This is a genomic window from Micromonospora sp. BS32, from assembly GCF_059089345.1.
On the sequence record NZ_JBSSHR010000003.1, the window covers coordinates 245,250 to 263,861 of the forward strand.

Annotated in this window: 17 protein-coding genes and 1 pseudogene; 11 read left to right on the forward strand and 7 right to left on the reverse strand. The window is 74.7% G+C overall.

Translation table 11 applies throughout. The features are described from left to right. Positions 1-13: 13 nt before the first annotated feature. The 3 genes from AC5RWQ_RS06660 to AC5RWQ_RS06670 all read right to left on the reverse strand — a co-directional run bounded on the left by AC5RWQ_RS06660 (position 14) and on the right by AC5RWQ_RS06670 (position 2,879). The gene (locus tag AC5RWQ_RS06660; protein WP_494281847.1) at positions 14-1,735 is read right to left on the reverse strand and encodes an acyl-CoA dehydrogenase family protein; all 1,722 of its coding nucleotides are present in this window, start codon (positions 1,733-1,735) and stop codon (positions 14-16) included. 28 nt (positions 1,736-1,763) lie between these two features. Beyond that, entirely contained in the window at positions 1,764-2,315 is a 552-nt protein-coding gene (locus tag AC5RWQ_RS06665) for a PadR family transcriptional regulator (protein ID WP_334483374.1), read from the reverse strand. A 108-nt stretch (positions 2,316-2,423) separates the two neighbouring features. After that, positions 2,424-2,879 (reverse strand): DUF4383 domain-containing protein, encoded by a 456-nt coding sequence (locus AC5RWQ_RS06670; protein ID WP_494281848.1) that lies wholly within the window; start codon positions 2,877-2,879, stop codon positions 2,424-2,426. 257 nt (positions 2,880-3,136) lie between these two features. Between AC5RWQ_RS06670 and AC5RWQ_RS06675 the strand changes: the two genes are divergently transcribed. Continuing rightward, positions 3,137-3,454 carry a hypothetical protein gene (locus AC5RWQ_RS06675; protein WP_494281849.1) on the forward strand — a complete coding sequence of 106 codons (318 nt, stop codon included), beginning with the start codon at positions 3,137-3,139 and terminating at the stop codon, positions 3,452-3,454. Positions 3,455-3,493: 39 nt separating this feature from the next. Here the strand turns inward: AC5RWQ_RS06675 and AC5RWQ_RS06680 are convergent, their stop codons facing one another. Further along, entirely contained in the window at positions 3,494-4,336 is an 843-nt protein-coding gene (locus AC5RWQ_RS06680; protein ID WP_494281850.1) for a siderophore-interacting protein, read from the reverse strand. Beyond that, the gene (locus AC5RWQ_RS06685; RefSeq protein ID WP_494281851.1) at positions 4,333-5,364 is read right to left on the reverse strand and encodes an ABC transporter substrate-binding protein; all 1,032 of its coding nucleotides are present in this window, start codon (positions 5,362-5,364) and stop codon (positions 4,333-4,335) included. Before AC5RWQ_RS06685 ends, AC5RWQ_RS06680 begins: the two co-directional genes overlap by 4 nt. A gap of 97 nt (positions 5,365-5,461) precedes the next feature. On the opposite strand from AC5RWQ_RS06685, the gene AC5RWQ_RS06690 reads away from it, so the two are divergent. The 5 genes from AC5RWQ_RS06690 (at position 5,462) to rox (ending at position 11,668) form a co-directional block, all read left to right on the forward strand. Further along, complete coding sequence (locus tag AC5RWQ_RS06690; RefSeq protein WP_494282032.1) at positions 5,462-6,514, forward strand: FecCD family ABC transporter permease; 1,053 nt, start codon at positions 5,462-5,464, stop codon at positions 6,512-6,514. Next, positions 6,511-7,533: a FecCD family ABC transporter permease gene (locus tag AC5RWQ_RS06695; protein WP_494281852.1), complete on the forward strand. Its 1,023-nt coding sequence runs from the start codon at positions 6,511-6,513 to the stop codon at positions 7,531-7,533. The genes AC5RWQ_RS06690 and AC5RWQ_RS06695 overlap by 4 nt, the downstream gene beginning before the upstream one ends. A 9-nt stretch (positions 7,534-7,542) precedes the next feature. Next, positions 7,543-8,346, forward strand: coding sequence for an ABC transporter ATP-binding protein (locus tag AC5RWQ_RS06700; RefSeq protein ID WP_494281853.1), 804 nt, complete (start codon positions 7,543-7,545; stop codon positions 8,344-8,346). A gap of 163 nt (positions 8,347-8,509) precedes the next feature. Further along, positions 8,510-9,655 carry an FUSC family protein gene (locus tag AC5RWQ_RS06705; RefSeq protein WP_494281854.1) on the forward strand — a complete coding sequence of 382 codons (1,146 nt, stop codon included), beginning with the start codon at positions 8,510-8,512 and terminating at the stop codon, positions 9,653-9,655. Between the two features lie 531 nt (positions 9,656-10,186). Further along, positions 10,187-11,668 carry a rifampin monooxygenase gene (gene rox / locus AC5RWQ_RS06710; RefSeq protein ID WP_494282033.1) on the forward strand — a complete coding sequence of 494 codons (1,482 nt, stop codon included), beginning with the start codon at positions 10,187-10,189 and terminating at the stop codon, positions 11,666-11,668. Here the strand turns inward: rox and AC5RWQ_RS06715 are convergent. Next, a pseudogene (locus AC5RWQ_RS06715) lies at positions 11,613-13,304 on the reverse strand (sulfatase-like hydrolase/transferase); the annotation flags it as partial. The gene rox and the pseudogene AC5RWQ_RS06715 sit on opposite strands and share 56 nt — an antisense overlap. A gap of 60 nt (positions 13,305-13,364) precedes the next feature. Beyond that, a complete protein-coding gene (locus AC5RWQ_RS06720) occupies positions 13,365-14,174 on the reverse strand; it encodes a CDP-alcohol phosphatidyltransferase family protein (protein WP_494281855.1) in 810 nt (269 codons plus the stop codon). 108 nt (positions 14,175-14,282) lie between these two features. Between AC5RWQ_RS06720 and AC5RWQ_RS06725 the strand changes: the two genes are divergently transcribed. The 5 genes from AC5RWQ_RS06725 to AC5RWQ_RS06745 are packed head-to-tail and all read left to right on the forward strand — an operon-like array spanning position 14,283 to position 18,604. After that, positions 14,283-15,263 (forward strand): zinc-dependent alcohol dehydrogenase, encoded by a 981-nt coding sequence (locus tag AC5RWQ_RS06725; protein WP_494281856.1) that lies wholly within the window; start codon positions 14,283-14,285, stop codon positions 15,261-15,263. A 4-nt stretch (positions 15,264-15,267) separates the two neighbouring features. Next, complete coding sequence (locus AC5RWQ_RS06730; protein WP_334483414.1) at positions 15,268-15,666, forward strand: 6-pyruvoyl trahydropterin synthase family protein; 399 nt, start codon at positions 15,268-15,270, stop codon at positions 15,664-15,666. 3 nt (positions 15,667-15,669) lie between these two features. After that, a complete protein-coding gene (locus AC5RWQ_RS06735) occupies positions 15,670-16,704 on the forward strand; it encodes a glycosyltransferase family 4 protein (RefSeq protein ID WP_494281857.1) in 1,035 nt (344 codons plus the stop codon). Next, on the forward strand, positions 16,701-17,522 hold the full coding sequence (locus AC5RWQ_RS06740) for a class I SAM-dependent methyltransferase (protein ID WP_494281858.1): 822 nt from the start codon (positions 16,701-16,703) through the stop codon (positions 17,520-17,522). The genes AC5RWQ_RS06735 and AC5RWQ_RS06740 overlap by 4 nt, the downstream gene beginning before the upstream one ends. Next, positions 17,519-18,604 carry a lysylphosphatidylglycerol synthase transmembrane domain-containing protein gene (locus AC5RWQ_RS06745; RefSeq protein ID WP_494281859.1) on the forward strand — a complete coding sequence of 362 codons (1,086 nt, stop codon included), beginning with the start codon at positions 17,519-17,521 and terminating at the stop codon, positions 18,602-18,604. The genes AC5RWQ_RS06740 and AC5RWQ_RS06745 overlap by 4 nt, the downstream gene beginning before the upstream one ends. The last annotated feature ends 8 nt before the right edge of the window (positions 18,605-18,612 follow it).

Here is an 18,612-nt window from a genome sequence, read left to right on the forward strand (position 1 = left end):
GGTCACCGCCGCGTCAGGGATTCATCTCGTACGCGCCGGAGAGCGCCTCGACCTGGGCCCAGACCCTGGCCGTGCGCTGCGGGTCGGCGACCGGCCGGCGGACCTGGGTGAGCGCCCAGGCGGCCTGCTCCTCGGTGGCGGTCGGCTTGCCGTGCAGCTCGGTGGCGTGCCCGGAGAAGTCGCGGACCAGCACGTCGAAGATCTCGTCGAGCAGGTCGGCGTCGAGGCCGGTCAGCTCGGCCTGCTCCAGGATCAGCTGGCCGTAGACGACCAGCGCGAAGAGCTGACCGAGGGCGAGCAGGAAGTCCAGGTCGCGCTGCTGGTCCTCGGTGGGGGCGTGCGCGGCGAGCAGGGCGCAGAGCCCGTCGGCCTGCTCCCGGAACCGGGCCACGTTCGACACCTGGGCGTGCGCGTCGTACGCGGCCCGCCAGTCGTGGAAGCGGATCGCGCCGAGGCCGCGGGCCGGGCCCTGCCGGAACAGGAACTCGTCGTCGGCCGGATCGTGCCGGGTGGGCACCGGCGGGAAGTCGTCCGGACGGAACAGGTAGTTGGCCATGAACTTCAGGATCAGGGCCAGGTTGACGTGCACGGTGCCCTCGAGCTTCGGCAGGCCACGGATGTCCCGGGCCGCCTTGTCGAAGTAGGTGTCCGCCTCGAAGCCCTTGGCGGCGATGACGTCCCAGAGCAGGTCGACGACCTTCTCGCCCTCGGTGGTCACCTTCATCTTGGTCATCGGGTTGAACAGCAGGTACCGGCGGTCGTCCGGGCCGGCCGAGCGGAAGTAGTCGACCGCCCGGTCGCTGAACAGCTTCATCGCCGCCAGCCGGGCGTACGCGTCGGTCAGCTCCCGGCGTACGTGCGGGAAGTCGGTGACCCGCCGGCCGTAGAGCACCCGCTGGTGGGCGTGGGTGACCGCCTCGTACATGGCGTGCTCACAGATGCCGATGGAGGCGGTGCAGAGGTTGAACTTGCCGACGTTGACCGTGTTGAGCGCGGCGTCGAAGGCGGCCTTCCCGGTGTGCAGCACGTCCTCGGCGCGCACCGGGTAGTCCTCCAGCCGGAACTCGCTGACGTACATCTGCGCGTTCACCACGTTGCGCACCAGGTGGTACGCGGGGTGCCGGCTGTCGGCGGCGAAGAAGACGTACCCGTCGGGTCCCTCGACGTCGGCGCGGCGGCCGAAGACCGACACCAGGCCCGCGACGTTGCCGTTGCCGATGTAGTACTTGCCGCCGGTGGCCCGGAAACCGCCGTCGCCGTCCGGGGTGAGCAGCATGTCGGTGGAGTAGATGTCGGCGCCGTGGCTGCGCTCGGAGAGACCGAACGCCATCACGTGCCCCTCGTCGAGCAGCGCGGCGGCGCGCGCCCGGGCGGCGGCGTTGTCGCTCTGCCAGACCGGTCCGAGGCCGAGGACGGTGACCTGCCAGGTGTACCAGTAGCCGAGGCCGTAGAAGCCGAGCACCTCGCTGAGCGCGGCGTTGCGTGCGGTGTCCCAGCGCTTGGCGGGGTCCCCACCGCCCTCGGCGGCCGGGGTGCAGAACGCCGCGAAGAGCCCCTCCTTGGCGGCGAAGTCCAGGAAGTCGCCGTACCAGGAGTGGTCGTTGTAGCTGTCCACCAGGGACTTCTTGCCCCGGGCCTCGAACCAGTCGACGGTGGCGCGCAGCAGCCGGCGGGACTCGGCATCGAGGTGGGCGGGGTCGTAGGTGCGGGGGTTGAGCAGGGGCGAGCCGGCCATGGGGTGGTCCCTTCCTCGGGGGTGGTGGTCAGCGGTCGAGGTCGCGCAGGGTGGTCAGGACGTCGTCGAGCCAGTCGAGCACCATCCGCTCGTACGCGATGCCGCCGCGCAGCACCACGTGCTGGAGGGCGGCGCGGGCGTCCGGGTCGGCGGGGTCGGGGAAGTCGCGGCGCTCGCCGGCCAGGTAACTGGCGAGGACGGCCCGGTGGTCGGCGCGGTAGCGCTCGACCTCGGCGATCAGGGCGGCGCGCCCGGCCGGGTCGGCGAAGGCGGCGCCGCGGATCTTGACGGCCAGCTCGTGCCGGACGGCCTCGGGCTGGACCGGGGCGCGCAGCCAGCCGGCCAGCGCCTCGCGGCCGGCGGGCGCGGCGGACCAGCACCGCTTGTCGGGCCGGCCGTCCTGCCCGACCTCCTCGGCGGTGACCCAGCCGTCGGCCTCCATCCGCTTGAGCACCCGGTAGATCTGCTGGTGAGTGGCGGTCCAGAAGCGGCCGATGGAGCGGTCGAAGCGACGGGCCAGCTCGTATCCGGACGCGGGCCGCTCCAGCAGGGAGACCAGGATCGCGTGTTCGAGGGCCATGCCGGCATCCTGCTATGCAACGAGTTGCATAGGCAAGGCGCCAGCGGCGTGGATCACAGACGACGCCGCGACCGGGAGGTCGCGGCGTCGTGGACGGAGCAGGCGCGGTCAGCGCCGGCGACCGGTGGCCGGTCGGCGGGTGAGCAGCACGCCCAGGGCGATCATGCCGATGCCCAGCAGCAGGTGCAGCCAGTTGTCCGCATTGTTGAGCGGCACGAAGTTGGCGGCGCTGTCGTAGCCGATGACCAGTCCGTAGAGCCAGAGCACCAGGTAGATGACGCCACCGCCGATCAGATACGCGCGCGCACCCGAGACGGTGCGGGACAGCGCGAGCCCGGCGACGCCGTAGAGCAGGTGCACGATGTTGTGCAGGACCGACACCTGGAAGAGCCCGAGCAGCTTCGCCTCCGACTCGTGCCCCGCGAACATCATCGTGTCGTAGTTGCTGGTGATACCGGGGATGAAACCGAGGATTCCGACCAGCAGGAAGACCACACCGGCCGCCTGCGCGGCACGTCGTACGGGCGACGCGGCGGTCGCCCGGCCACCGGGCCTGTTCACCATGTCAGTCACCTCCGTCAAGGTCCATGGCGGCGGGATGCCCCGCCCGCATCCCGGCAAACCCGTCACGCCGACCTGGGCACCGGCCTCTGATCAGCCACGCGCCGGTGCGCCCGCGCCGCCAGATTCGGTGTCATCCGGTCATCGTGCCCCGCAACGGGCGCCGCCGAACCGTAAGACGTGGCGATCACCACGCCGCCGGGGGTTTACCGGACCGCCCGGGTGGAGAGTTTGCCCAGGTGACGACAGAGGGGGAGACCGTGTCCGAGAACGACCGACCGCAGCCGCCCGCCGGGGTGACCGACCCGCTCCTGTGGCGGCTCGCCGCCGAGGTGGTCGAGGCCCACCAGCCGGACGAGACCGGGCACTGCGACAGCCTGCTCTGCGACCACCAGGAGTGGCCCTGCCAGGCCGCGCGCAACGCCGAGCGGGCGCTGGTCGTCTCCGGCGCCGCGCCTTTCTCCGACACCGAGGCCGAGACCGAGGCTGAGGTCGAGGCCGAGCGCCGGGACGAGGAGCCGCACGCCATGTCGACCCTGCCGCAGCGCCGCTCCCGCGCCGCCGCCGAGGCCGCCTGAGACCACCCTGGCCTCGGCGTCCCCCGGCCATGGGCGCGCTCAGCGGGACGCCTCGACGCGCAACTGCTCCTCCGAGACGCCGCGCCGCCAGTAGCCGGCGAAGGTGATCCGCCGCCGGTCCAGGCCGCGCTCGGCGACCAGGTGCCGGCGGACCGACCGCACGGTCGCGGCCTCCCCGGCGATCCAGGTGTACGGGCTGCCGGTGGGGAGCCGGGCGGCGCGGATCGCGGCCACCAGCAGGCCGCTGCCGGGCGGGGTGCTCCCCCGCACCAGCCAGTGCACCTCTGCGTCGGCCGCGGTGGGCAGCTCCCGGATGTCGCCGGCGTCGGGGACCTCGATCCAGCTCTGCACCCGGGTGCCCGGGGGCAGCCAGGCCAGGATCCCGGCGGCGGCGGGCAGCGCCGTCTCGTCGGCGACGAGCAGCACGTGGTCGGTGCCGGGCGGCGGCTGGAAGCGGACGCCCCGCTCGTCGGGCACCGCCGGCCCGAGCAGCGCGACCCGGTCGCCGGGGCGGGCCCGGGCGGCCCAGCGTGAGGCGGGCCCGGTGTCGCCATGGTGGACGAAGTCGACGTCCACCTCGGCCGCCTCCGGCCGCTGGGCACTGATCGTGTACGACCGCATCACCGCGCGCACCGCCGGGTCGAGGGCCCGCCAGCGGGCGTACCAGTCGTCGTCGAAGTCGAGCGGGACGACGGGCGCCAGCTGGCCGGGGTGGGGCAGGAAGAGCGAGACGCTCTGGTCCCGCCCGCCGCCGGCGAAGCCAGCCAGCTCGTCGCCGTCGAAGGTGACCCGGATCAGCGAGGCACCGACCCGTCGGGTGTGCCGTACCCGCGCCCGGTGGAAGCGGTAGCGCACGGCGGCCGGGGCGGCGGCGGTCGTCACCCCAGCCGCCGGGCGGTCCGGATGGCGGTGGCCAGGTTCTCCAGCAGCGGCGCCGCCCCGGCGTACGAGAAGCGGGGCACGGCGTCCCAGCCGGTGACCTGGCCGGCCCGGACGGCGGGCAGCTCCCGCCAGGTGGGCCGGCCGGCCAGGTCCTTGGGCTGCAACGCGGTGGAGCGGTTGTCCAGCAGGATCAGGTCGGCCGGGAACTTGCCGGCGTTCTCCCAGCTGAGGCTCTCGAAGTAATCGCCGCCGGAGAGCTTGTTCGGCACCACGACGTCGACGCCCAGCTCGGCGAAGTACATCAGGTCGGTGCTGACCTTCGGGTTGGAGACGTAGAACAGGTCGGGGCTGCCGGAGGCGGCGAGCACCCGGATGCCGGGGTTCGCCCGCACCGCCTGGCGGACCGACTCGGCGGCGGCCTCGAAGCGGGCCCTGGCGTCGGTGACCTTCTTCGCGGTCAGGTCCGCGCCGAGGGCGGCGGCCAGCTCGGCGTAGCGGGCGATCGGCCGGGTCATCGGCACGCGGGCGGTGGTGACCACCGCGGTGGGCGCCAGCGCCAGGATCTTGTCGCGGCTCTCGTCGGGCACGTACCAGAGGGCGTCGGGGTCGTACATGTGGGTGACCAGCAGCTCCGGGCGGAGTGCGGCGTACTTCTCCAGGTTGAACTCGCCCCACACGTTGCCGAGCACGGTCACCCGGTCCACGTCGAGGTCGCCGGCCTGCGGCTCGGCCGAGCCGTCGCCGCTGGTGGTCTCTCCGAAGACGCCGACCAGTTGGGCGTCCAGGCCGAAATCGATCAGCGCGGCGGCGACCCCGGTGAAGGCGACGACCCGCGTCGGCACCGCGGCCGCCTCGACCTTCCGGTTGCGGTCGTCGGTGAACGACCACGGGCCGGTTGGTCCCTTGGCGCTGCCCGTGGCGTCGGAGGAGCCGCCGCAGCCGGCGAGGAGCGCGGCCAGGGCGGCACCTCCACCGGCGGCGAGCAGACCCCGGCGGGAGAGACGGTGAGCGGAGGCGGAAACAGGCATGGTGACGTCTTTCGATCATGCCCGGACCATGCTGGCCCGGGACGGCGAAGTTAGGTTAACCTAACCTAACTTCGAGTCAAGAACACCCGCGCCGTTTCTGCCCAGAGTGGAGCCGACACTGTCCGTCACCGCCACCGCCGACGCGCCGCCGTCAGCGCCGCCACCGCGCCGGGGCGGCCGATCCGGCGTACGGGCCGCCGGCCTCGCCGCCGGCCTCCTGCTGCTCCTCGCCGTCACCGTGCTCAGCATCGCGATCGGCGCCAGACACCTCTCCCCCACCGAGGCCTGGCACGGCCTGATCTCCGCCGCCTCCCCCGACCACCCGGTGGTGTACCGGATGCGGCTGCCCCGCACGCTGCTCGGCGTGCTCGCCGGCGCCGCCCTCGGGGTCGCCGGGGCGCTCATGCAGACGCTCACCCGCAACCCGCTGGCCGACCCGGGCCTGCTCGGCGTCAACGCCGGCGCGTCCGCCGCGGTCGCCACCGCCACCGCGCTGCTCGGCGTCGACACCACCGCCGGCTGGATCTGGTACGCCCTGCTCGGCGCGGTGGTGGTCACCGTGGGCGTGCACGCCGTCGCCGGTGGACGCCGGGCCACCCCGGAACGGCTGGCGCTGGCCGGCGCGGCGCTCAACGCAGTGCTCTACTCGTACGTCAGCGCGGTCATGCTGCTCGACGCGGCCTCGCTCGACCGGCTGCGGTTCTGGACGGTCGGCTCGCTGGCCGGCGCCGAGTTCGCCACCGCGCGTACCGTGGCACCCTTCGTGCTGGCCGGCCTGGTCGTCGGCCTGGCCGCCGCGCGCCCGCTCAACGCGCTGGCCCTCGGCGACGACGCGGCCCGGGCGCTCGGCGCCCGGCCGGCGCTGGTCCGGGCCGCGGCGGTGGTCGCCGTCACCCTGCTCTGCGGCGCCGCCACCGCCGCGTGCGGGCCGATCGTCTTCGTCGGACTGCTGGTGCCGCACCTGGTCCGCGCGCTCACCGGACCCGACCTGCGCTGGCTGCTGCCCGGCTGCGCGGTGTTCGCGCCCACCCTGCTGCTCGGCGCCGACGTGGCCGGCCGGGTGCTGGGCCGACCCGGCGAACTCCAGGTCGGACTGGTCACCGCGGTCCTCGGCGGGCCGCTCTTCCTGCGGCTGGTGGCCCGACGATGACGGTGCTGCGCACCCGGGCCGGCCACTCACTGCGCTGGCGCGCCCGCCCGCTGGTGGTCGGCACCGCCGCCGCACTGCTGGCCGTCGCGCTCGGCGTGCTCGCCGTCGGCGGCGGCGACTACCCGATTAGCCCCGCCGACGTGCTGCGCACCCTGGCCGGGCGCGGCAGCCCGGCGGAGCAATTCATCGTCGGGGAACTGCGGCTGCCCCGGCTGGTCACCGCGCTGGCCGCGGGCGCCGCGCTGGCGCTCTCCGGCGCGGTCGTCCAGACACTGCTACGCAACCCGCTGGGCAGCCCCGACGTGCTCGGCATCACCCAGGGCGCGGCGACCGGCGCGCTGATCGTGGTGGTCACCGGCGGCGGCAGCCTGGCGCTCTCCGCCGCCGCGCTGGCCGGCGGCACCGCCGCCGGCCTGCTGATCCGCGCCGTCACCGGTGCCCGCGGGCTGACCGGCCACCGGCTGATCCTGGTCGGCATCGGCGTCTCGGCCGTGCTCACCGGGGTCAACGGCTGGCTGCTCACGCGGTCGTCCCTGATGGACGCCGCCCGGGCGGTGCTCTGGCTCACCGGCAGCCTCGACGGGCGCGGCTGGCAGCAGGCCGGGCCGCTGCTGCTGGCCCTGGCGGCGCTGGGCCCGGTGCTGCTCGGCCGGGCCCGGGCGCTGACCGCCGTCGAACTCGGCGACGACACCGCCACCGCGCTGGGCGTGCCCGTCGACCGGGTACGGCAGGCACTGCTCGGCGCGGCGGTGCTGCTCGCCTCCGCCGCCGCGGCCGCCGCCGGCCCGGTGTCGTTCGTCGCGCTCGTCGCGCCGCACCTGGCCCGCCGGCTCACCCGGGCGCCCGGCCCGAACCTGGTGACCTCGGCGCTCAACGGCGCGGTGCTGCTGCTCGCCGCCGACCTGCTGGCGCAGCGGGCGTTCGCCGACCGCCAACTGCCGGTCGGGGTGGTCACCGGCGTGGTCGGCGGGGCGTACCTGGTGTGGCTGCTCGCCGCGCGGCGGGCGGGACGGAACTGAGGAGGTCCGATGTCGACGGAGACACGGCTGCGCGGGGACGGGCTGACCCTGGCGTACGAGCGGCGGGTCGTCGCCGAGGCGCTGACGGTCGCCGTACCGGACCGGTCCTTCACCGTGGTGATCGGACCCAACGCGTGCGGCAAGTCCACCCTGCTGCGCGCGCTGGCCCGGACGCTGCGGCCGAGGGCGGGAACGGTGCTGCTGGACGGGCGGGACATCCACACCCTGCCCTCCCGGGTGGTGGCCCGTACCCTCGGCCTGCTGCCGCAGACCGCGGTGGCGCCGGACGGGATCACCGTGGCCGACCTGGTGGCCCGGGGCCGCTACCCGCACCAGGGGCTGCTGCGGCAGTGGTCCCCGGCCGACGAACGGGTGGTCGCCCAGTCAATGGCCGCCACCGGCGTGGCCGACCTCGCCGACCGGCCGGTCGACCGGCTCTCCGGCGGCCAGCGGCAACGGGTCTGGATCGCCATGGCACTGGCCCAGGAGACCCCGCTGCTGCTGCTCGACGAGCCGACCACCTGGCTGGACGTGGCCCACCAGGTCGAGGTGCTCGACCTCTGCGCCCGGCTGCACGCCGAACAGGGCCGCACCCTGGTCGCGGTCCTGCACGACCTGCACCACGCGGCCCGGTACGCCACCTACCTGATCGCCCTGCGCGACGGCCGGGTGGTGGCCGAGGGCGATCCCCGCGCGGTGATCACCGCCGACCTGGTCCGGGACGTGTTCGGGCTGGACTGCCGGATCGTGGCGGACCCGGTGACCGGCACCCCGCTGGTGGTCCCCGCCGCCGGCGTGCCCGGGCGACGCTGAGCACCCTCGATGGGCCGCCCCGGGCCCGCCGATCCACCCCGGTCGGCCGGCCGAGCTGCGGGTTTACCGGCCCGACCGGTCCGGGTAGTGGCCCCCTTAGGACCGGTCGACACCGGAGATCGCAATCCGGTGTGGACCGGACCGACCACGGAGGCAGCGGCACGTGCGAGACAGGATGCGGTCGGCCGCCGACCGGCTGCGGCGCGGCGCCGTCCCGGCCCTGGAGGCGGCGGCCGCCGCGACCCTCGCCTGGATCATCGCCGCCCAGGTCATCGGCCACCCGGACCCGTTCTTCGCACCGAGCGCCGCGCTGATCGTGCTCGGCGAGACACGCGGGAAACGGCTCCGGCAGACCCTCGAGATGGTCCTCGGGGTGGCCGCCGGGATCCTTGCCGCCGACCTGGCGGTGCAGTCCCTCGAACCGGGCACCGGCACGGTCTTCCTCGTGCTGCTGCTCACCATCGGGGTGATGCTGGCCCTGGGGGCGAGCAGCACGCTGACCATCCAGGCCGCGATCTCCGCGCTCTACCTGGTCGCGGTCGCCGCCCCCAAGGGCAGCATGCTGCCGTTCCGGTTCGTCGACGCACTGATCGGCGGCGCGGTGGCCCTGGCCGCCAGCCAGCTGATGGTCGCCCGCGACCCGCTCGCCCCCCTGGTGGCGCAGGCCCGGCAGACCTTCGCCGACCTGGCCGACCTGCTCGGCCGGCTCGACGAGGCGCTCGCCGGCGGCGACGAGGCGGCCGCCGACGCCGCGCTGGACCGGGCCCGGGAGCTTGACGGCTGCGTGGACGAACTGCGGATTGCGGTGGAGGCCTGCGGCGAGTCGCTTCGGCTGCGGGTCCGCAAGCGTCGCCACCTCGGCCAGATCGAGGAGGTCGAGGCGACCTGCCGACAGCTCGACTACGCCGTCCGCAACATCCGGGTACTGGCCCGCAACGCAGTGACCCTGACCCGACTACGCACCGGCACGCCGACGGAACTGGGCGACGCGATCCGGGCGCTGCGCGACGCGGTCCGCGCCGCCGCCGACGCCCTCTCCACCGACCTGCGGGGCAGCGAGGACGCGACCCGGTACGCCGAGCGGGCCGACGCCGCGGCGATGGAGGCTGTCCGGATCGCCGCCGGCCTGCTGCGCCGCGACCCGCCGCTGCCGGTGGTGATGATCGTCGGCCAGATCCGGGCCACCGCCATCGACCTGATGCGCGGGGTCGGGGTCGACGACGGCGCGGTGCTCGTCCGGGTGGACGAGGCGTGCGGCCTCCCGGACCGCTCCTCGTCCGCGCCGCAGCCGGTCCCCTCGTCCGCGTGACCCGGCGCGATCACCTGACGCTGCTGGACTTCGACCCGGTGGTGGTGGCCATCTGTGCCGCGCTCCGCGCCGGAGACATCCCCGCCACCGGCCCGCTCATCTGAAGAGCTGACCCGGAAGACGCCAACCGCACGAAGGGGAAAGAACAGCCATGGCCTGGTGGCGGCAGACCCTGATCAGCATCGCCGCCGCACGGGCCCGTTTGGAGTCGTGATCACGTGGCTGGGAAAGGACTGGACGGGATGATGCTCGGGCTTGTAGCTTGCAGCTGACCGTGACACCGCCCGAGGAGGTGAGACCCATGAACGCTGTATCGATGTGGGTGCTCCCCCTTCCCGTCACGGGCTGGCGATTGACGTAGGTGTCGCCGGGAGCGCCTCGCCAACAAGGCACTCCCGAAAGGCAACACCTATGCACTCTCTGCAGTTCACCGCCGAGCCGTCGTCGAACGACATGGTCGAGCGCGACTCCACCGCGGGTGACGTCCCCGGACTCCCATCGCCGGCCTCCGGCACCGATCGCGCGCCCCTCATGTTCGACGTGATCATTGCCGGGTGCGGGCCGACTGGTGCGATGCTGGCCGCCGAACTGCGGCTGCACGATGTGCGGGTACTCGTCCTGGAGAAGGAAACCGAGCCCGCGTCGTTCGTCCGCATAGTCGGTCTGCATATTCGCAGTATCGAGCTGATGGCAATGCGCGGGCTGCTGGAGCGCATTCTCGAACACGGAAGACAGCGTCCGGCCGGCGGCTTCTTCGCCGCCATCACCAAACCCGCGCCCAAGGGCCTGGATTCCGCGCACGCCTATCTGCTGGGCATCCCGCAGCCGGTCATCGTTCATCTGCTCGAAGAACATGCGATCGGACTGGGTGCGCAGGTCCGGCGCGGTTGTGCGGTGGCCGGTTTCGAGCAGGACGACGACGGTGTGACCGTCGAGCTGGCCGACGGGGAACAGCTGCGTTCGCGCTATCTCGTCGGCTGTGACGGCGGGCGCAGTACGGTGCGCAAACTACTCGGCGTCGGCTTCCCCGGCGAGCCCTCGCGGACCGAGACGCTGATGGGCGAGATGGAAGTGGGTGTGCCGCAGGAGGAGATCGCCGCCAAGGTGACCGAAATCCGCGAGACCGATAAGCGATTCAGTCTCGCGCCCTTCGGCGAAGGGGCCTATCGCGTCGTAGTCCCCGTCGCGGGAGTCAGCGATCGTGCGGAACCGCCCACCCTCGAGGATTTCAAACAACAGTTGCGCACCATCGCCGGAACCGATTTCGGCGTGCACTCCCCGCGCTGGTTGTCCCGCTTCGGGGATGCCACACGGCTAGCCGAACGTTATCGGGTCGGGCGGGTGCTGCTGGCCGGCGACGCGGCACACATCCATCCACCCATCGGCGGGCAGGGCCTCAATCTGGGCGTTCAGGACGCATTCAACCTCGGCTGGAAACTGGCCGCACAGATCCGCGGCTGGGCGCCGGAAACACTGCTGGACACCTACCAGGCCGAACGTCATCCGGTCGCCCAGGACGTGCTGGACAACACCCGCGCCCAGATGGAACTGCTGTCCAACGAACCGGGCCCGCAGGCCGTGCGCAGGCTGCTCACCGAACTGATGGACTTCGACGAGGTGAACCGCTATCTGATCGAGAAGATCACCGCGATCGGCATCCGCTACGACTTCGGCGCAGGCCCCTACCTGCTCGGCCGCCGCCTGCGCGACATCGAGGTGAAACAGGGCCACCTCTACGGTCTGCTGCATCGCGGCCGCGGCCTGCTGCTGGACCGCACCGAACGCCTGACCGTCGGCGGCTGGTCGGACCGGGTCGATTACCTTGGGGATCCCACTGCGGTACTGGATGTTCCGTGCCTCCTGCTCCGCCCCGACGGCCACGTTGCCTGGATCGGCGACGATCAGCAGGACCTGGACGACCACCTCTCCCGCTGGTTCGGCAAGCGCGGCGCCCGGGTCAATCGTGCGCGGGCGCGGCGGCCGGGACGGGCGGCTGCGGGCCGAACGCGGTGAGGAACCGGTCCCGAAAGCCGTCCATCCGCCAGACCGGCGCCCCCGGGCCCGGCCGCAACCCCTCCTGCCAGCCCCAACCGTCCACCCGGGCCAGCACCGCCGGATCCCGGGCGACGATGGTCACCGGCACGTCCCGGCTGGCGTCCTCGCCGGTCACCACCGGGGCGGGTTGGTGGTCACCGAGGAAGACCAGCACCAGATCGTCGTCGCCGTACGTCTGGACGTAGGAGATCAGGCTGTTCAGCGAGTACTCGATCGACCGGCGGTAGCCCTCGCGCACCTGGCTGGTGCTGCGCCCCACCACGTCCTTCGGATTCGCCGCCACCGAGGTCGACTGCCGGTAGATCGAGCCATCGCCGACCCGGTCCCAGTCGAGCATCCGGGGAATCGCCGCCCACGGCGAGTGGCTGGAGATCAGCGGGATCTCCGCCATCAGCGGGGCGTGGCCCGGGGTCGCGCGCTCCCGGCGCTGGAAGGTGGCCAGGGTGTACTGGTCCGGCATCGGCGCGTAGCTGAACCTCGGGCCGCGGTAGCCCAGCCCGGCCGCGTCGTGGTAGCGGTCGTAGCCGAAGAACGTCCCCTCCGGCCACGGCTGCGTCGCCGCGGGCATCACCCCCACGGTCTGCCAGCCGGCCCGCCGGAACGCCCCGTTGAGGGTGAGCCGGTCACTGGCCAGCAGGCTGCGGTGGCGCTGCTGGTTGTCGATCCACAGCCCGGAGAGCAGGGTGTCGTGGGCCAGCCAGCTCCCCCCGCCCGCCGTCGGCGAGGTGAGGAAGCCGCTGCGGGCGGCGAAGCCGGCGGCGGCCAGCCGGCGGGTGCCGCCGTCCAGCACCGCGCCGACCTGCGGCGCGAACTCCGGGTCCTCGACGGCGTCCCGGCCGTAGCTCTCCACGAACGCCAGCACCACGTCCTTGTCGCGCAGCGCCGTGAGCAGCTGATCGCCCGGGGCGTCCCGGAAGGCGTCGGTGGACACCTCGGCGGCGAAGGCGTCGGCGTCGCGCAACCCGGCCCCGACCGCGCCGACGTGCTGCCGGACCAGCGCGGACGTCGAGGAGTCGGCGGCCGGCACCCCGAGCGTCGCGCCGACGACCCAGAGCGCGGTGAGGGCCGCGACCACCCGCGACGCCGAGCGGTCGTGCGAAGCCGCCACCCGGGTCAGCCGCAGCACCGACCGGGTGGTGAGCGCCAGCAGCGCGACGACCAGAGCCACCAGCGCCACCGACGCGCCGACCGCGCCGGCCCGGCCGACCGCGTCGGTGACGAAGCCGTACGCGTCGTCCAGCAGCACCCAGTCGATCACCAGGTCGAACGGCCGGGCCAGGCTGGCCGACATCCCCACGTCGAGCAGCTTGACGACGGCCAGCAGGCCGATCGCCACCCCGACCAGCAGCGCCGCGGCCCGCCGGGCCCGCCCCCGCAGCGCCAGCAGCACGGCCGCGGCGACCAGCCCCTCCAGCGGGAGCCGGAGGAACGCGACCGGGTGCAGCTGGTCGTACCGGTCGGGCGCGGCCAGCACGACGAGCACCAGCAGGCCGGCCAGCGCGGTGGTCACCGTCGCCGCGACGGTACGCAGCCGACCCCGGCCGTCGTCCACGTCGGGTGGGGCCGCCGCTCGGCGGCGCAGGCGCGACAGCACTGACACTGCGATTTCCCTTCCTGGGAGGTTCCGGCGGCGGGGGCGGCCGGACGGTAACGCTCAGACGGGCTGGTGCGCGGCGAGCGGCCGGTCGGCCCGGTCGTCGGGCCGGCGGGCCGGGACCGACGCGGGCCGGCGGGCCGCCGGGCGGGCCGGCGTGGGCATCGCCGGGCCGGTCCGGATCGGACGGTGCCACCAGAGCCAGCCGACGTCGTGGCCGAACGACTCGACCAGCAGCGCCAGCGCGACCGCCACCACCACCGCGGCCACCGCCCGGGGCAGCACGTCCGCGGCGACGGCCAGCAGCAGCACCCCCTGCGCGGCGGCGACCACCTTGCGCCAGTAGCGCGGTGGCAACGTGCCCCGCATCCAGGGCAGCACCCAGCTGGCGGCGACGTAGGCGTACCGCATCATGCCGATGGCGAGCACCCAGCCGCCGGTGGACGGCGCCACGTGCACGCTGAGCACCAGGATGAGGAAGGCGTCGACCTCCATGTCGAAGCGGGCCCCGAGCCCGCTGGCGGTGCCGGTGCGCCGGGCCACCCAGCCGTCCACCGCGTCCAGGGCGAGCGCCACCACCGCCAGCGGCACCAGCACGGCCAGCGGCGCCGGCCCGCCCAGGGCGGTCGCCACCAGCGCGGTCACCCCGCCGACCAGGACGGCCCGGGTGAGCGTCACCCGGTTCGCCGGGCCCAGCCGGTCCGCGCCGCGCCGGCGCAGGCCGCGCTGCAGCGCGGCGGCGACGACCATGCCGTACGCCCCGCCGGCCAGCCAGCCCGCGGCGTCGAGCCCAACGGCCGCGGCCAGCCCGGCCAGCAGGACGATCTGGGCGGTCAGGCCGACCACCGGACCCGTTCGAACCCTGGACACCCTGCCTCCGTGTTTATGATCGACGGCCTCGACAGAGAACACGGAGCCGGCGGCCGTTCGGTTCGGTTCCACGGCCAGATGTTCCCCAGCGCGACGAAAAGAGACCGCGTGACCCGCGACGCCCGCGCCTTCTGGCTCCGCTCCCCCGGGGTGGGCGAGATCCGGGCGGTGACGCTACCCGAGCCCGGCCCTGACGAGGTCCTGGTGCGTACCCTGCACTCCGGCGTCAGCCGGGGCACCGAGACGCTGGTCTTCACCGGCGGTGTGCCCCGCAGCCAGTACGCGGCGATGCGCGCCCCGTTCCAGGAGGGCGACTTCCCGGGCCCGGTCAAGTACGGCTACCTCAACGTCGGCGTGGTCGAGGCCGGGCCGGCGGCGCTGCGCGGGCGGACCGTCTTCTGCCTGTACCCGCACCAGACCGCGTACGTCGTGCCCGCCGAGGCGGTGACGCCGGTGCCGGACGGCGTGCCGGCGGCCCGGGCCGTGCTGGCCGGCACGGTGGAGACCGCGGTGAACGCGCTCTGGGACGCCGCGCCGCTGGTCGGCGACCGGGTGAGCGTGGTCGGCGGCGGCATGGTCGGCTGCACGGTGGCCGCCCTGCTGGCCCGGTTCCCGGGCGTCCGCGTCGAGCTGGTCGACGCCGACCCGGCCCGGGCCGAGGTGGCCGCGGCGCTGGGCGTCGGGTTCGCCCGGCCCGACGGGGCGGCCGGCGGGCGGGACCTGGTGGTGCACGCCAGCGCCACCGGCGCCGGGTTGCAGCGGTCGCTGGAGCTGCTCGCGCCGGAGGGCACCGTGGTCGAGCTGAGCTGGTACGGCGACCGGGAGGTCCGGCTGGCGCTGGGCGGGTCGTTCCACTCCGGCCGGTTGACCATCCGGGGCAGCCAGGTCGGCACGGTCTCCCCCGCCCGGGCGTCCCGCCGCAGCTACGCCGACCGGCTGGCGCTCGCCCTGGAGCTGCTCGCCGACCCGGTCTTCGACACGCTGCTCACCGGCGAGTCCCGCTTCGCTGAGCTGCCCGACGTGCTCGACCGACTCGCCGCGGGGAGCCTCCCCGCGCTGTGCCACCTGATCAGCTACGACGGGGAGTGACGCCGTGTTCAGCGTGACCGTACGGGACCACATCATGATCGCCCACAGCTTCCGGGGCGAGGTCTTCGGGCCGGCGCAGAAGCTGCACGGGGCGACGTTCGTGGTGGACGCGACGTTCCGCCGGGCCGACCTGGACGCCGACGGCATCGTGGTGGACATCGGCCGGGCCACCGACGAGCTGAAGTCCGTGCTCGGCGCGCTGACCTACCGCAACCTCGACGACGAGCCGGCGTTCGCCGGGCAGAACACCACCACCGAGGTGCTCTGCCGGACGATCGCGGACCGGCTGGCCGAGCGGGTGCACGCCGGCGGCCTCGGCGCGGGCGCCCGGGAGCTGACCGGGATCACCGTGACGCTGCACGAGTCGCATATCGCCTGGGCCAGCTACGAACGGGCACTGTAGACCGTGCCGGTGGTGCACGTCGTCCTGCCCGGCGACATCGACGACCCGGCCACCCCGAGCGGCGGCAACAGCTACGACCGCCGGGTCTGCGACGGGCTCGCCGCCGTCGGGTGGACGGTGCGCGAGCACGGCGTACCCGGGGAGTGGCCGCACCCGGACGGGCCGGCGCGGACGCGGCTGGCCGGGGTGCTCGCGGCGCTGCCCGACCGCGCGGTGGTGCTGCTGGACGGGCTGGTCGCCTCGGTCGTGCCGGAGGTGCTGGCCGCGCACGCCCGGCGGCTGCGGCTGGTCGTCCTGGTGCACCTGCCGCTGGCCGACGGCACCGAGGCCGCCGCGCTGGCCTGCGCCACCGCGGTCGTCGCCACCAGCGGGTGGACCCGGGACCGGCTGCGCGAGCACCACCGGCTGGACCCCGACCGGGTGCGCGTCGCGGAACCGGGAGTGGCCCCGGCCCCGCCGGCCGTCGGGACGGCCGAGGGCACCCGGCTGCTCTGCGTCGCGGCGGTCACCCCGCTCAAGGGGCACGACGTGCTGGTCCGAGCCCTGGCCGGGGTCGCCGACCGGGCCTGGACGCTGGACTGCGTCGGCGCGCTCACCCGGGACCCGGCCTTCGTCGCCGGGCTGCGCCGGCAGGTCGACGAGCTGGGCCTCACCGACCGGGTGCGGCTGGTCGGCCCGCGCACCGGGGACGCGCTGCACAGCGCGTACGCCGGTGCCGACCTGCTGGTCCTCGCCTCGCACGCCGAGACGTACGGGATGGTGGTCACCGAGGCCCTCGCCCGCGGCGTCCCGGTGCTGGCCACCGCGGTCGGCGGGCTGCCCGGGGCGCTCGGCCGGGCGCCCGACGGCGAACTGCCGGGCCTGCTCGTCGGAGCGGACGACCCGGCCGCGCTGACCGGGGCGCTGCGTCGCTGGCTCGGCGACCCCGGGCTGCGGCGGCGGCTGCGGCGGGCGGCGGCCGGGCGCCGCCGCACCCTGCCGGGCTGGCCGGCCACCTGCGCGACCATCGCCGACGTCCTGGATGGAGTGAGGGTATGAGCACGTACGCGACGGACCCGTTCGCCGACTGGCTGCGGCTGCGGGAACCCGCCGACGCCGACGCCCGCGCCGGGGAACTGGTCGACCGGCTCCGCGACCGGCTCACCGGCGACCGGCCGCTGGTCGTGCACGACCTGGGCAGCGGCACCGGGTCGATGGCCCGCTGGCTGGCCCCGCGGCTGCCCGGCCCGCAGCACTGGATCCTGTACGACCGAGACCCGGGGCTGCTGGACCGGGCCCGTGCCGAGCCGCCCCGGGCCGCCGACGGCTCCCCGGTCGAGCTGTCGACCCGGCAGGCGGACATCACCCGGCTGACCGCCGCCGACCTGGCCGGGGCGGGCCTGGTGACCGCGTCCGTGCTGCTGGACATGCTGACCGCCGAGGAGATCGACCGGATCGTGGCGGCCTGCGCGGGCGCCGGCTGCCCGACGCTGTTCGTGCTCTCGGTGGTCGGCCGGGTGACGGTCGACCCCGCCGACCCGCTGGACGCCGAGGTCGCCGCCGCGTTCGACGACCACCAGCGGCGTACCGTCGACGGCCGCACCCTGCTCGGGCCGGACGCCGCCGCGGCGACCGTGGCGGCCTTCGCCCGGCACGGGGTCGACGTGACGGTGCGGCCCAGCCCGTGGCGGCTCGGTCCCGCGCGGGCCGCGCTGACCGCCGAGTGGTTCGCGGGCTGGCTCGACGCGGCCGTCGAGCAGCGCCCCGAGTTGGCCGACCGCGCGGCGGAGTACGGCCGGCGGCGGAGCGCGCAGGCGGCGGCGGGCGAGCTGACGGTGACCGTCGGGCACGACGACCTGCTCGCCGGCGCGGAATGAACCGCCCGGGCCGCCGGTACGTGGAAGGAGATGACGATCTTCTTCAGGAGGCCCAGGTGCCAGAGGCTGTCGGCGAACCGTCCCCCGCGTCCGCGCGTCCGGCCTGGGGCTGGGTGAGCAACCTCGGCGGGGCCGCGCTGGTGGCCGGTCTGCTGTGGTGGCTGGGAACCGGACCGGTGCTGGCCGGGCTGCGCCGCATCGACGCTCCCGCCGTCGCGGCGGCGCTGACGCTCGGGGCGCTCACCACGGTCTGCTGCGCCTGGCGCTGGCGGCTGGTCGCCGAGGGACTCGGGGTGCGGCTGCCGCTGGGCGCCGCGGTGGCCGACTGCTACCGGGCGGTCTTCCTCAACGCCACGCTGCCCGGCGGGGTGCTCGGCGACGTGCACCGGGCGGTCCGGCACGGGCGGGACTCCGGTGACGTCGGCCGGGGCATCCGGGCGGTGGTCTGGGAACGCACCGCCGGGCAGGTGGTGCAGGCGGCCCTGGCGGTCGGGCTGCTGCTGGCCCTGCCGTCGCCGGTGCGGCCGTACCTGCCGGCGGCGACCGTGCTGACGGTGGTCGCCGCCGTGGCGCTCGTCGTGCTGCTGCGGGCGCTGCCCCGGTCCGGGCCGTCCCGGCGGGCACGGGCGCTGCGGGCCGCCGCCGACGACGTCCGGGCCGGCCTGCTCGGCCGGCGGACCGCGCCGGGGGTGCTGGCCGCCTCGGTGGTGGTGGTCGCCGCCCACCTGGCCACCTTCGTGCTGGCGGCCCGGGTCGCCGGCGCCACCGCCCCGCTGGGCCGGCTGCTGCCGCTGACCCTGCTGGCGCTGCTGGCGATGGGGCTGCCGGCCAACGTCGGCGGCTTCGGGCCGCGCGAGGGGGTGGCGGCGTGGGCGTTCGGCGCCGCCGGCCTGGGCGCCGCGCAGGGGGTGTCCACCGCGCTGGTGTACGGGGCACTGGTGCTGGTCGCCGCGCTTCCCGGGGCCGCCGTGCTGCTCGTCCGCGCCCGTCCGTCCCGGCTGCACGGTTCTGCGGCGGGCCGTACGGTGAAGCCCGGTGGGTCTACCGCGGTTTCCGCTGCCGGGTTGGCCGGCAGCGCCTGACGGAGGAG

What these genes read in the sequence shown, in the direction of transcription:
- rox (WP_494282033.1), top strand. Translation starts at nt 10,187, where the DNA reads ATGTTCGACGTGATCATTGCCGGGTGCGGGCCGACTGGTGCGATGCTG.
- AC5RWQ_RS06700 (WP_494281853.1), top strand. Translation starts at nt 7,543, where the DNA reads ATGTCGACGGAGACACGGCTGCGCGGGGACGGGCTGACCCTGGCGTAC.
- AC5RWQ_RS06665 (WP_334483374.1), bottom strand. Translation starts at nt 2,315, where the DNA reads ATGGCCCTCGAACACGCGATCCTGGTCTCCCTGCTGGAGCGGCCCGCG.
- AC5RWQ_RS06685 (WP_494281851.1), bottom strand. Translation starts at nt 5,364, where the DNA reads ATGCCTGTTTCCGCCTCCGCTCACCGTCTCTCCCGCCGGGGTCTGCTC.
- AC5RWQ_RS06740 (WP_494281858.1), top strand. Translation starts at nt 16,701, where the DNA reads ATGAGCACGTACGCGACGGACCCGTTCGCCGACTGGCTGCGGCTGCGG.
- AC5RWQ_RS06695 (WP_494281852.1), top strand. Translation starts at nt 6,511, where the DNA reads ATGACGGTGCTGCGCACCCGGGCCGGCCACTCACTGCGCTGGCGCGCC.
- AC5RWQ_RS06670 (WP_494281848.1), bottom strand. Translation starts at nt 2,879, where the DNA reads ATGGTGAACAGGCCCGGTGGCCGGGCGACCGCCGCGTCGCCCGTACGA.
- AC5RWQ_RS06660 (WP_494281847.1), bottom strand. Translation starts at nt 1,735, where the DNA reads ATGGCCGGCTCGCCCCTGCTCAACCCCCGCACCTACGACCCCGCCCAC.
- AC5RWQ_RS06745 (WP_494281859.1), top strand. Translation starts at nt 17,519, where the DNA reads ATGAACCGCCCGGGCCGCCGGTACGTGGAAGGAGATGACGATCTTCTT.